Origin of the sequence: Nonomuraea rhodomycinica, from assembly GCF_013363995.1 — a bacterium.
Lineage (GTDB): Bacteria > Actinomycetota > Actinomycetes > Streptosporangiales > Streptosporangiaceae > Nonomuraea > Nonomuraea rhodomycinica.
Window position 1 is genome coordinate 238046 of the sequence record NZ_JABWGO010000009.1, and the last position, 12880, is coordinate 250925.

A 12880-nucleotide genomic window follows, 5' to 3' on the forward strand; every position below is an offset into this window, starting at 1 on the left:
TTACTCTCCTCCCCCGTCTTCCTCGTTGTCCACCACGGCATCCACGGAGGCGGCAGCCTCGATGGACTCGGCGTTGCGGGCGAGGGCCACCACACTGTCGCCTTCGGCGAGGTTCATCAAACGCACTCCCATGGTCTGGCGGCCGGACTTCTTGATCTCGCCGGCACTCGTCCGGATCACCCCACCGGCGGACGTGATCGCGAAGACCTCGTCCTCTGGGTTGACCATGACGGCTCCGACCAGCTTGCCACGGGAGCTCACGATTTTCGCAGTCAGCACACCCTTACCGCCACGACCTTGAACCGGATACTGCTCAACTGGCGTCCGCTTGGCGTACCCAGCCTTGGTGGCGATAAGCACGTGCTGTCCGTCGGCGATGCGATTCATGGCGAGCAGCTCGTCGCCGTCGAGGAAGCGCATGCCGATGACGCCGCTGGTCGCACGGCCCATCGGGCGCAGCGCCTCGTCCGAGGCGGTGAACCGAATCGACTGCGCGCCCTTGGACACGAGCAGCAGGTCGTCCTCCTCCGACACCAGCCGGGCGCCGATGACCTCGTCGTCCTCGCGCAGGTTGATGGCGATGAGACCGCCGGACCTGGGGGAGTCGTACTCGGACAGACGGGTCTTCTTGACCAGGCCGCTGCGGGTGGCCAGCACGAGGTACGGGGCGACGTCGTAGTCACGCAGGTCGAGGACCTCCATGACGGTCTCGTCGGGCTGCATGGCCAGCAGGTTGGCCAGGTGCATGCCCCGCGCGTCGCGCCCGGAGTCGGGCAGTTCGTACGCCTTGACCCGGTAGACGCGGCCCTTGTTGGTGAAGAACAGCAGCCAGTGGTGGGTCGTGGTGACGAAGAAGTGGTCGACGATGTCGTCCTGCCGCAGCTGCGCGCCGCGCACGCCCTTGCCGCCGCGCTTCTGGGCGCGGTACAGGTCGGTGCGGGTGCGCTTGGCGTAGCCGCCGCGGGTGATGGTGACGACGATGTCCTCTTCGGCGATGAGGTCCTCGATCGACATGTCGCCGTCGTAAGCGGTGATCTCGGTCTTCCGGTCGTCGCCGTAGCGGCCGACGATCTCGGCGAGCTCCTCGTTGATGATCTCCCGCTGGCGGGCCTCGCTGGCCAGGATCGCGTTGTACTCGGCGATCTGCGCCATCAGGGCGTCGTACTCGTCCTGGATGGCCTGTCGCTCCAGGGCGGCCAGCTTGCGCAGCTGCATGTCGAGGATGGCCTGCGCCTGCACCTCGTCGATCTCCAGCAGCCCCATGAGGCCCTGCTGGGCGTGCGAGGCGGACTCGGAGGCCCGGATGAGGGCGATGACCTCGTCCAGCCGCTCAAGGGCCTTCAGCAGGCCGCGCAGGATGTGGGCGCGCTCCTCGGCCTTGCGCAGGAGGTAGCGCGTCCGGCGGACGATGACCTCGATCTGGTGCGTGACGTAGTGCCGGATGAACTGGTCGAGCCGCAGCGTGCGCGGCACCCCGTCGACCAGCGCCAGCATGTTCGCGCCGAAGGTGTCCTGGAGCTGGGTGTGCTTGTACAGGTTGTTCAGCACGACCTTGGCGACCGCGTCGCGCTTGAGCACGATCACCAGGCGCTGCCCGACCCGCGAGGAGCTCTCGTCGCGCACGTCGGCGATGCCGGTCAGCTTGCCCTCGCGCACCAGCTCAGCGATCTTGAGGGCGAGGTTGTCGGGGTTGACCTGGTACGGCAGCTCCGTGACGACGAGCGCCTGCCGGCCCTTCTCCTCCTCGACCTCGACCACGGCCCGCATGGTGATCGAGCCGCGCCCGGTGCGGTAGGCGTCCTCGATGCCCCGCCGCCCGACGATCAGCGCCTTGGTGGGGAAGTCGGGCCCCTTGACCAGCTTCATCGACGCTTCGAGCAGTTCCTCGTCGCTGGCCTCCGGGTGCTCCAGGGCCCACTTGACCGCCGAGGCGACCTCGCGCAGGTTGTGCGGAGGGATGTTGGTGGCCATGCCGACCGCGATGCCGCCCGAGCCGTTGACCAGCAGCTGCGGGAAGCGCGCCGGCAGGACGTCGGGCTCCTGCGACTTGCCGTCGTAGTTGGGGCGGAAGTCGACGGTGTCCTTGTCGATGTCGCGCAGCATCTCCATGGCGATGGGCGCGAGCTTGCACTCGGTGTAGCGCATCGCCGCCGCCGGGTCGTTGCCCGGCGAGCCGAAGTTGCCCTGCCCGTCGACCAGCGGGTACCGCAGCGACCACGGCTGCGCCAGTCGCACCAGCGCGTCGTAGATGGAGGTGTCGCCGTGCGGGTGGTAGGTGCCCATCACGTCACCGACGACGCGGGCGCACTTGAAGTAGCCGCGGTCGGGACGGTAACCACCGTCGTACATCGCGTAGAGCACTCGCCGGTGCACCGGCTTGAGACCGTCGCGGACGTCCGGCAGCGCCCTGGACACGATGACCGACATCGCGTAGTCCATGTAGCTGCGCTGCATCTCGGACTGGATGTCCACCGGCTCGATGCGGTCAGCCGGGGGAGTGGTGTTCACGTCCGTCACAGGTGTGATCCTTTTTCTGGCTAAACGTCGAGGAAACGGACGTCGCGCGCGTTGCGGATGATGAAGTCGCGCCGAGCTTCCACGTCCTCGCCCATGAGCACGCTGAACAGGTCGTCGGCCTGCGCCGCGTCATCGAGCGTGACCAGGCGGAGCAGCCGGGTCTCCGGGTTCATCGTGGTCTCCCAGAGCTGGCCCGCGTTCATCTCGCCGAGCCCCTTGAAGCGCTGCACGTTGTCGCGCGGCCGCGGGTCGGCCTTGCCGTTGGCGATCCCCTCGGCGATGACCGCGTCGCGCTCGGCGTCGGAGTACGCGTAGGAGGCGTCCTCGCCCTTGCGGTCCCACTTGATCTTGTAGAGCGGCGGGCACGACAGGTAGACGTGGCCGGCCTCGATCAGCGGCCGCATGAACCGGAACAGCAGCGTCAGCAGCAGCGTGTTGATGTGCTGGCCGTCGACGTCGGCGTCGGCCATCAGGATGACCTTGTGGTAGCGCAGCTTGGCGATGTCGAACTCGTCGTGCACACCGGTGCCCAGGGCCGTGATCAGCGCCTGGACCTCGTTGTTCTTCAGGACCTTGTCGATCCGCGCCTTCTCGACGTTGAGGATCTTGCCGCGGATGGGCAGGATCGCCTGGAAGCGCGAGTCGCGGCCGCCCTTGGCCGAGCCGCCGGCCGAGTCACCCTCGACGATGAACAGCTCGCACTTCTCCGGGTCGTTCCACTGGCAGTCGGCCAGCTTGCCCGGCAGGCCGCTGCCCGCCTCGAGCAGCGACTTGCGCCTGGTCAGGTCGCGCGCCTGGCGGGCGGCGATGCGGGCGCGCGAGGCCTGCAGCGACTTGTTGATGATGTCCTTGGCCTCGCCGGGGTTGCGCTCGAACCAGTCGCGCAGGTGGTCGTTGCAGGCCTTCTGCACGAACGACTTGGCCTCGGTGTTGCCCAGCTTGGTCTTCGTCTGGCCCTCGAACTGCGGGTCGGACAGCTTGACCGAGATGATCGCGGTCAGGCCCTCGCGGACGTCCTCACCGGAGAGGTTGTCGTCCTTGCCCTCCTTGAGGAACTTCTGCTCGCGCGCGTAGCGGTTGACGATCGTCGTCAGCGCCGCGCGGAAGCCCTCCTCGTGGGTGCCGCCCTCGGCCGTGTTGATCGTGTTGGCGAAGGTGTAGACCGACTCGCTGTAGGAGTTGTTCCACTGCATGGCGATCTCGACCGCGATGCCGTCGCCCTCCTCCTCGAAGGAGATGATCGACGCGTGCGCCGGCTCCTTCTTGGAGTTGAGGTGCTGGACGAAGTCGGCCAGGCCGCCCTCGTAGTGGTAGGTGACCGTGTGCGGCTCGCCGTTGACGTGGTCGGGACGCTCGTCGGTGAAGGTGATCATCAGGCCCTTGTTGAGGAAGGCCATCTCCTGGAAGCGGCGCGAGAGCGTCTCGTAGTTCCAGGTGGTGGTCTCGAACACCTCAGGGTCCGGCCAGAACGTGATCGTGGTGCCGGTCTCATCGGTCTCCTCGTCCGTGGACAGAGGAGCGACGGGCTTGGCATTGACGAGACTCAGCCGGTGAACGCGCCCGTTCTGCTTCACCTCGACGTCCATGGCGGTGGACAGCGCGTTGACGACGGCCGAGCCGACGCCGTGCAGACCGCCCGATACCGCGTAGGACTGGCTGTCGAACTTGCCGCCCGCGTGCAGCGTGGTGAGCACGACCTCGACGGCGGAGCGCTTCTCCACCGGGTGGATGCCCGTGGGGATGCCACGACCGTTGTCGATCACGCGCACGCCGTTGTCGGCCAGCAGCGTGACGTCGATGCGGTCCGCGTAACCGGCCAGCGCCTCGTCCACCGCGTTGTCCACGATCTCGTAGACGAGATGGTGCAGACCGCGCTCTCCGGTCGAACCGATATACATACCCGGGCGCTTGCGAACCGCCTCAAGCCCTTCGAGTACGGTGATTGAGCTAGCGTCGTAGGACAAGTGCAAATCCTCCTGCCGCGGACACGCGGCAGGGAGGCGCTCTCTTGCCCAGCTGCCCCTGCCGTGCCCGTCACCGTCGTGAGTGCCCCGTTGCGCTGGTCACCCAGGGGAGTCGACGTCGCCGTCGCGCGCCGGGGGTGACACGCAAGCGGACGTGTCCGGAATCCGTATTCATTCTACCGGGTCCGAGCGCCCAAGGTGGCATTGAACGCCCCTGTAATGCTCTGTCGCTTGATGACCCCCCAGTCAAGCCTTCCCCCCCACGGGCGTGGGGTCATCGCGCCTGCGGGCTTCTGATCGGTTTTCGGCCGCTGTCAGCTCTCGTTTCATGATCGCGTACGGCCCGCTGCTTCTGCTGTGGCGAAGCTTCGGCCGTTTCCCGGGTCCTGAGGGGGCTCCGGGCATGCGCAATGCCTGGGCGTGCGTGTCGCTCGTTTCGGTGTCCCGCCTGGTGAGAGTGGGTTGTTGCGTGGGACCAGTCTGGTGAGATCGCCCCTGTGACGGCCCGCGCCGCCTGAGGCACCCCTGCGACACCCGTGCCATGCGCGCACGCCTCTGCGACGCCCGCGCCCTGGGAGAGGCCGAGGGCCTGCCCGGCGAGGACTGGTCCTGAGGGCGGCGCCTGTGAGCCGCCGGCCCGTGGACAGCGCACTATGAGATCTCGGCGGCTCGTGTGACCTCGCTCCGGGGCAGCGCCTTGTGGGTTCCTGTGGACGGCGACTTCGGGAGCGCCCATGAGACCTCGGATCGTGTGACCGCGACCTGTGGACGACGCCGCCTGCAGAACAGCGCCCCGGGCTGCCCCGTCCGGTGATTCCCGACCTGTGGACCGTGCCTAGGGGACCCGCTTCGTGTGTCCCCTAGTCCCTGCGGCTCCCGTCTGTGGATGATGCCTGCGGGCCCGTGCTCAGTACGCCCCTGTCCTGTGATTCACGCCTGTGGACGACGCCTTGCGTGACCGCGCTCCGCGCGACTTCGCCCGGTGAGTCCCCAGCCTGTGGAAACTCGTACGACCTCCGCTGACCGCTCAGCCGTACGTGTCGCCCGGTCCCCGGCTCCCCGTGACCCGCAGGCCCCCGGGACGCGGGCCGTGCTGCGGCCCTCTGACCTTGACCCGCGTCACCGTGCCTTCGCCCAGCTCCTCGTTGAGCCGGCGCACCAGCGTGCGCGCGAGCAGCCGCACCTGGGTCGCCCAGGCCGTGGAGTCGGCGGCGATCAGCACCTCGCCGTCCTCGAACCCCTCCGGCTTGGTGTGGGCGGCCAGGTCGGGACCGACGATGTCGGCCCAGCGGCCGAACACGCCTCCGACGGCCGCGGGACGCTCCCAGCCCCGATCTGCCAGCAGGTCGCGGATGGCACGGCCGAAGAGCTGGGGGTCGCCGCTCTCACGGCGGGGACCAGACGCCCGGCGGCGCGGCTCGCGGCGGGGGAGCTGGCCGCGCTTGGCGGCGTCGGCCTTGGCCTGGGCCAGCTTCTCCCGCGCCATGGCGGCGCCGCGGGCGGTGGGGTTGTCGCCTCTCCCGGCCCCCGCGCCGGAAACTGGCCCGACCGCACCGGAAACAGGGCCTGTCGCGCCGGGAACAGGGCCGGTCACGGCGGAGACAGGGCCTGCCGTGGCGCCGCCGGTGGCCGCGCGTCCGAAGCCGGGCGTGGCGCCACGGGTCGGCCTGCCCTCAGCGGATGTGCTGGGGGTCGGCCTGCCCTCAGCGGATGTGCTGGGGGTCGGCCTGCCCTCAGCGGATGCGCTGCGGGTCGGCCTGCCGTCGACGGGTGCACCGCGGCCCGGCCTGCCATCAAGGGAGGCGCCGCGGCCCCGCTCGCCCTCAGCAGGGAACCCGCCGATCGGCTTGCCGTCAGCGCGGAAGCCGCGGGTCGGCTTGCCGTCGGCGGCGATGCCGCGGACCGGCTTGCCGTCAGCGGACACGGGTCACACTCCCCTCTACGACGTCGAAACGGGCGCCGGCCAGCTCGGACGGCACGTCGTCGGGCACGGCGGCGGTGATCAGGACCTGCTCGGCGGGCGCGACGATCTCCGCCAGGCGGCGCCGGCGCTGGTTGTCGAGCTCGGCGAACACGTCGTCGAGGATCAGCACCGGGTCGCCACCGTCGGCGCGCAGCAGATCGTACGCGGCCAGCCGCAGTGCCAGCGCGAACGACCACGACTCACCGTGGCTGGCGTAGCCCCGGGCGGGCAGGTCGCCGAGGCCCAGGACGAGGTCGTCACGGTGGGGGCCGACAAGCGTCACGCCGCGTTCGAGCTCGGCGGCGCGCACCTCCAATAGCCGCTCGCGCATGCGCTCTTCAAGGGTTTTCCCCAAGTCTGTGGATAACGTCTGCGCATCGGAAGATCCCCGCTCACCGGCGACTTCGTCCTCCGCGTCGTCCCCACCTGTGGACAACGTGCTGCGGTAGGCGAGGGTCGCGGGGGCGCTCGTGGGGGCCAGCGCGGCGTACGCCCCGGCGACGAGCGGGCGCAGCGCCTCCACGAGTTCGAGCCGGGCCCGGAGGAGCTCCGCCCCGTGCCGCGCGAGATGGGCGTCCCAGACCTCCAGAGTGGCCGTCACGTCGCCGGCGCCCGCCGACGCGAACCCGGAGTCACTCTCGATCCTCCGGGCGCTCCTGGACCCTCTACGGGCCTGCGCGGCCGTGCGCAGGAGTGCGCCCCGCTGCTTCAGCACCCGCTCGTAGTCGGCGCGCACCCCGGCGAACCGGGGGGCCCGGGCCACCAGCAGGTCGTCGAGGAAGCGGCGGCGCTCCGAGGGGTCACCCTTGACCAGCGCGAGGTCCTCGGGGGCGAACAGCACCGTGCGCAGCAGCCCGATGACGTCGCGCGGGCGGACGGGGGAGCGGTTGAGCCGGGCGCGGTTGGCCTTGCCGGGGTTGATCTCCAGCTCGACCAGCGCCCGCCGGTCGTCCCTGTGGACGGCGCAGCGCACGATCGCCCGGCTCGCCCCCTGCCGCACGAGGGGCGCGTCGGTGGCCACCCGGTGGCTGGAGTGCGTCGCGACGTAGCCGAGGGCCTCGACCAGGTTGGTCTTGCCCTGGCCGTTGGGCCCCACGAACGCCGTGACGCCCGGCTCCAGGCCGAGCTCCACGGACGCGTAGGACCGGAAGTCGGTCAGCGACAGGTGGGCGACATGCACCCCACGAAGGGTAGTGGGCCACGCCGGTCGCATGGGCAACCGGCTTGCCCGGCTGTGGAAAACTCCGCGGGGTCCGCCACGGACGTCGCCGGCCTCAGGGCGTCACCACGCCCCAGGACGTCGGCCGCCACCCCTAGGTGCGCGGTCAGAGGCCGGACGCCGCCTCTCAGGGCGTCGTGAGTCCCCGCCCCTCAGGGCGTGACTTCCCGACGTCTCGGAGCTTCCGCCGCGCGGCGGCGGGCGCCGTACCGAGCCTCAGGCGGGCACCGTACCGAGCCTCGAACGAGCGGCGAGCCCCGGGGCTCAGGACGTCACTGGGCCTCGCGTGGCGGGGTGACGTCGGCGCCCGGCGCGTCCGCGCCCTTGCCGGTGGAGCCCTCGGCCGAGGTGACCGCGTGGCCGCCGAACTGGTTGCGCAGCGCCGCGACGACCTTCATCGCGGGGGAGTCGTCCTGCCGGGAGGCGAACCGCGCGAACAGCGCCGCGGTGATCACCGGCAGCGGCACGGCGTGGTCCACGGCCGCCTGGACGGTCCACCGGCCCTCGCCGGAGTCCTGGGCGTAGCCGCGCAGGTTCTCCAGGTTCTCGTCGTCGTCCAGAGCGCGTACGAGCAGGTCCAGCAGCCACGAGCGGATGACCGTGCCGTCGCGCCAGCTGGCGAACGAGCCCCGCACGTCCTTGACGACGTCGGACGCCTCCAGCAGCTCCCAGCCCTCGGCGAAGGCCTGCATCATGCCGTACTCGATGCCGTTGTGGACCATCTTCGCGAAGTGGCCCGCGCCGACGTCGCCCGCGTGGACGAAGCCGTTCTCGCCCTCCGGCTTCAGCGTCTCGAACACGGGCATCAGGGGCTCGACGGTGGCCTTGTCGCCGCCGCACATGAGCGCGTAGCCGTTCTGCAGGCCCCAGACACCGCCGCTGACGCCGCAGTCGACGAACGAGATGCCCTTCTCGGCCAGCTCCGCCGCGTGCTTCTGGTCGTCGATGTAGTGGGAGTTGCCGCCGTCGACGACGATGTCGCCCTCGCTGAGCAGGCGCCCGAGCTCGTCGATGGTCTGCTGGGTGGGTCTGCCCGCCGGGACCATCACCCAGACCGCGCGCGGCGCCTCCAGCCGTTCGACCAGTTCCTTCAGGCTGCCCACATCGCTGACCTCGCGGTGGTGGTCGTAACCCACGACGTCATGGCCGCCGCGCCGGAGGCGCTCGGCCATGTTGCCGCCCATCTTGCCGAGCCCGATCATGCCGATCTGCATCTTCTCTACCCCCTTGTCAGGCTTCCATCATCCCTGATGTCAGCTTCAGCCTGACAGGCGGATCGGCATGATCAGGTAACGGTAGTCGGGCGCGCCGTCGCCGTCCACAGGCTTGCCCCCGGTGAGGATGGCGGGCTTGGTGGACGTGGTCATCTGCAGCCGGGCCACGTCGGAGTCGATCGCGCCCAGCCCTTCCAGCAGGAACTGGTGGTTGAAGGCGATGTTCATCTCCTCGCCCTCGTAGTCCACGGGGAGCACCTCGACGGCCTGCGCCTCGTCGCCGCTGCCGGCCTCCAGCACGACCTCACCGCTCCTGAACGCCAGGCGTACGGGCGTGTTGCGCTCGGCGACCAGGGCCACGCGCTTGACCGCCTCGACGAACGGGCCTGTGGACAGGTCGGCGCGCGCGGAGAACTCGGTGGGCAGCAGCGAGCGGTACTTGGGGAACTCGGGGTCGAGCAGGCGCGTGGTGGTGCGCCGGCCGCCGCTGGAGAAGCCGATCATGCCCTCACCGGTGCCGCCGGCGGAGCTGAGCGCGATCTCGACCTCGGCGCCGGACGAGCCGAGCGCCTTGGCCGTGTCGGCGAGCGTCTTGCCGGGGATCATCGCGACGGCCGAGAAGTCGGGCTGGCCGGGCTGCCACTTGAGCTCCCGCACGGCGAGGCGGTAGCGGTCGGTGGCGGCGAGGGTGACCATGTCGCCCTCGATCTCCATGCGCACGCCGGTGAGCATGGGCAGCGTGTCGTCGCGGCCGGCGGCGACGGCGACCTGCGCGACGGCGGAGGCGAACACGTCGCTCCCGGCGCGGCCGGCGGCCGGCGGCATGGCCGGGAGCGACGGGTAGTCCTCCACAGGCATGGTCAGGAGGGTGAATCGCGCGCTGCCGCACGTGACGACCGCCTTGGCCCCGTCCACGACGAAGTCCACAGGCTGTGCGGGAAGCGCGCGGGTGATCTCGGCGAGGAGCTTGCCGGAGACGAGGACGACGCCCGGCTCACCGGTCTGGAGCTCGAGGGTCACCTGGGCGGACACCTCGTAGTCGAAGCCGGAGAGTTTGAGGCGCTGCTCCTCGGTCACCTCCATGCGCATGCCGGCGAGCACGGGCACCGACGGGCGGGCGGGGAGGCTGCGCGCCGTCCACGCCACCGCCTCAGCGAGAACGTCTCGCTCGATTCGGAACATCACCGTGATCAGCCTCCTGGGTCCGTCGTTGATTCAAGTGTCCCGCCTCCCGCACCTCCGGTCCGGGAGAACCCTTCTATGGGTCTTGAGTTCTTTGTAGGAGAGATAAGTGGTCATCACACTAGGGGGTGTGGATACTGTGGACAACCGGCGTTTCCGCTGCTCAGACCGGCTGTATTCATCCACTGCCCATGTGGGTGACGCCTGGGGGTAACTTCGCCGCCTGGGGATGACGGATCGTTGCCCACACGCTGTCCCCAGGCGAGGGGGTCTTCATCCACCGGTCATCCACAAGGTTTCCACCGGTTATCCACGGGGTAAGCGACCTGTTTTGGGGACCCCAGATTGACTGTGCACAGGGCGTCCACAAGTCATCCCCAGCTTGTCCCCAGGTTTTCCGCAGGATGTCCCCACCTTTATCCCCAGCCCTTGTGGGCGAAATTTCCGGGCATTGTGGGGCGGCTGACGGCCGTCCGCGCGCGTTTTCCCTGGTCCACAGTGTTATCCACAGGGTGTGCATAACCGCTCAGGATCCGCTGGTGGTCTGTTTGATGCGCATTGTCAGCTCATTGACCTGGTTGTACATCGACCTGCGCTCCGCGATGAGCGAGCGGATCTTGCGCTCCGCGTGCATCACGGTCGTGTGGTCGCGGCCGCCGAACTGCTGGCCGATCTTCGGCAGCGACAGCTCCGTCAGCTCGCGGGCGAGGTACATCGCGATCTGCCGGGCGTTCACCAGTGCCCGGCTGCGCGAGCTGCCGCACAGGTCGTCGATGCTGATGCCGAAGTACTCCGCGGTCTTGGCCATGATCGTCGCGATCGTGATCTCCGGGCCGGACTCGGAGGTGATGAGGTCCTTCAGGACCACCTCGGCGAGCTGCAGGTCGACGCCCTGCCGGTTGAGGCTGGCGAACGCGGTCACCCGGATGAGGGCGCCCTCCAGCTCGCGGATGTTGGTGGAGATGCGGCTCGCGATGTACTCCAGCACCTCGGGCGGCGCGGCCAGGCCCTCCTGGATCGCCTTCTTGCGCAGGATCGCGATGCGCGTCTCCAGCTCGGGCGGCTGGACGTCGGTGATCAGACCCCACTCGAACCGGTTGCGCAGCCGGTCCTCCAGCGTGATGAGCTGCTTCGGCGCCCGGTCGCTGGAGATGACGATCTGCTTGTTGGCGTTGTGGAGGGTGTTGAAGGTGTGGAAGAACTCCTCCTGCGTCTGCTCCTTGCCCTCCAGGAACTGGATGTCGTCCACGAGCAGGATGTCGATCGCGCGGTAGCGGCCGCGGAAGCCGTCGGCCTTGTGGTCGCGGATGCTGTTGATGAAGTCGTTGGTGAACTCCTCCGAGCTCACGTACCTCACCCGGGCGCCGTCGTACAGGCTCTGCGCGTAATGGCCGATCGCGTGCAGGAGATGCGTCTTGCCGAGGCCGGAGTCGCCGTAAATGAAGAGTGGGTTGTACGCCTTCGCGGGGGATTCGGCCACGGCCACGGCCGCGGCGTGCGCGAACCGGTTGCTGGCGCCGATGACGAATGTCTCGAATGTGTACTTTTGGTTGAGTCGGGCTGGTTCGCTCGGTTTCGTACTCTTCGCTTCCCACCGGTTCGGCGCCGGCTCCGGCGCCTTTTCCACAGGGGATGTGTACGGCTGGGCCTGTTCAAAAGTGAAGCCCTGCTGTGGATATTCGGTGGACGGCTGGGTCGGCTCGGCCTGTGGAGAATAGAACTGCGGAGGCTCGGAAGCCGGGTAGAGCTGGGAAGACGCGGGTTGTGCGAAACGCAGCTGAGGATCCACACCCTGGGGATAACCACCACCCACAGGCTGTTGATGAGACTCGGCGGCGGGCGGCTCCGGGGCCGTCGTGTCGATCATCACGGCCAGCCGCATGGCCTTGCCCAGCTCCTGCGACAGCGCCGTCGTCACCGGCTGGCGCAGCTTGCCCTCGATGAGGTCCTTGAGGAAGTCGTTGGGGACGCCGAGCACGATCGTGTCGCCGGCCAGGGCGATCGGACGGACCATGGACAGCCACGTGCGCTGCTGGATGGGCACGTTCTCGTTGAGGAAGTTGCCCAGAGCCCTGGACCAGACTGCGGCGAGCTCGGCAGCGTTCATGACGCGGCTCCCCTCCTTCCTTCCCGCGGCCCCCCGCGATTGTTTTCCACACCTGGGTGCCGTCCGTGCGACGATCGACCCCGTCCGTCCACAGCCCTTGATCCGGGCGTCGCACCCAGGATCTCCACAGGTGATCCACAGGCTGTCCACAGCCTCACAGGGCCTTGGAGTGGCCGACAGTATCTTTGTGCACAGCTGTGTTCAAGACGTTGTCCACAGCCTAGTGGCACCTGGGTGCACATACTGTGGACGCGGCCGGGGCGGTGGAAAACCCGCATGTGGATACGTGGATAACCTCGCGGCGACGCGTCCGGACCCGCCGGCGCCGGTCTTCCGGGCGCCTGTCAGTTTGACCTCGGGCGCACTTGGCCCGTAACGTACGACGGTCGGCTTGCCACGCGACGGCTATTTCGCGTGCCCTCGCTTCCTCGGCAGGCCATCCATGTGTGTAAAGCGCCCCTGGGCGCACCATCAAGCCTGGAGCCCACCCGTGAGCAAGCGTACTTTCCAGCCGAACAACCGTCGTCGCGCGAAGACCCACGGCTTCCGGCTGCGGATGCGCACCCGGGCCGGTCGCGCCATCCTCGCCGCCCGTCGCCGCAAGGGTCGCGAGAAGCTGTCGGCCTGATCGCCCCGCGCCCGATAGTCAGCCCGCCGGTGATCCTCGCCGGCGGGCGATAGGCGTATACGGTCCTTTCACGTGCTGTCCCGAGA

The 12880-nt window shown here is 68.9% G+C and carries 8 protein-coding genes; 1 reads left to right on the forward strand and 7 read right to left on the reverse strand.

Annotated elements, in window-relative coordinates; translation table 11 throughout:
- The 7 genes from gyrA to dnaA form a co-directional block, all read right to left on the reverse strand.
- Entirely contained in the window at positions 1 to 2517 is a 2517-nt protein-coding gene (gene gyrA, locus HT134_RS31130) for a DNA gyrase subunit A (RefSeq protein WP_175604037.1), read from the reverse strand.
- Positions 2518 to 2537: 20 nt separating this feature from the next.
- Entirely contained in the window at positions 2538 to 4481 is a 1944-nt protein-coding gene (gyrB, locus tag HT134_RS31135; protein ID WP_175604038.1) for a DNA topoisomerase (ATP-hydrolyzing) subunit B, read from the reverse strand.
- 1027 nt (positions 4482 to 5508) lie between these two features.
- Positions 5509 to 5967 carry a DciA family protein gene (locus HT134_RS31140; RefSeq protein WP_175604039.1) on the reverse strand — a complete coding sequence of 153 codons (459 nt, stop codon included), beginning with the start codon at positions 5965 to 5967 and terminating at the stop codon, positions 5509 to 5511.
- 427 nt (positions 5968 to 6394) lie between these two features.
- Complete coding sequence (gene recF / locus HT134_RS31145; protein ID WP_175604040.1) at positions 6395 to 7624, reverse strand: DNA replication/repair protein RecF; 1230 nt, start codon at positions 7622 to 7624, stop codon at positions 6395 to 6397.
- A 311-nt stretch (positions 7625 to 7935) separates the two neighbouring features.
- Positions 7936 to 8877 carry a phosphogluconate dehydrogenase (NAD(+)-dependent, decarboxylating) gene (gene gnd / locus HT134_RS31150; RefSeq protein ID WP_175604041.1) on the reverse strand — a complete coding sequence of 314 codons (942 nt, stop codon included), beginning with the start codon at positions 8875 to 8877 and terminating at the stop codon, positions 7936 to 7938.
- Between the two features lie 45 nt (positions 8878 to 8922).
- The gene (gene dnaN / locus HT134_RS31155; RefSeq protein ID WP_175590223.1) at positions 8923 to 10062 is read right to left on the reverse strand and encodes a DNA polymerase III subunit beta; all 1140 of its coding nucleotides are present in this window, start codon (positions 10060 to 10062) and stop codon (positions 8923 to 8925) included.
- A gap of 523 nt (positions 10063 to 10585) precedes the next feature.
- Complete coding sequence (gene dnaA / locus HT134_RS31160) at positions 10586 to 12166, reverse strand: chromosomal replication initiator protein DnaA (RefSeq protein ID WP_175604042.1); 1581 nt, start codon at positions 12164 to 12166, stop codon at positions 10586 to 10588.
- Between the two features lie 490 nt (positions 12167 to 12656).
- On the opposite strand from dnaA, the gene rpmH reads away from it, so the two are divergent.
- Positions 12657 to 12794, forward strand: coding sequence for a 50S ribosomal protein L34 (gene rpmH / locus HT134_RS31165; RefSeq protein ID WP_043614899.1), 138 nt, complete (start codon positions 12657 to 12659; stop codon positions 12792 to 12794).
- Positions 12795 to 12880: the final 86 nt, after the last annotated feature.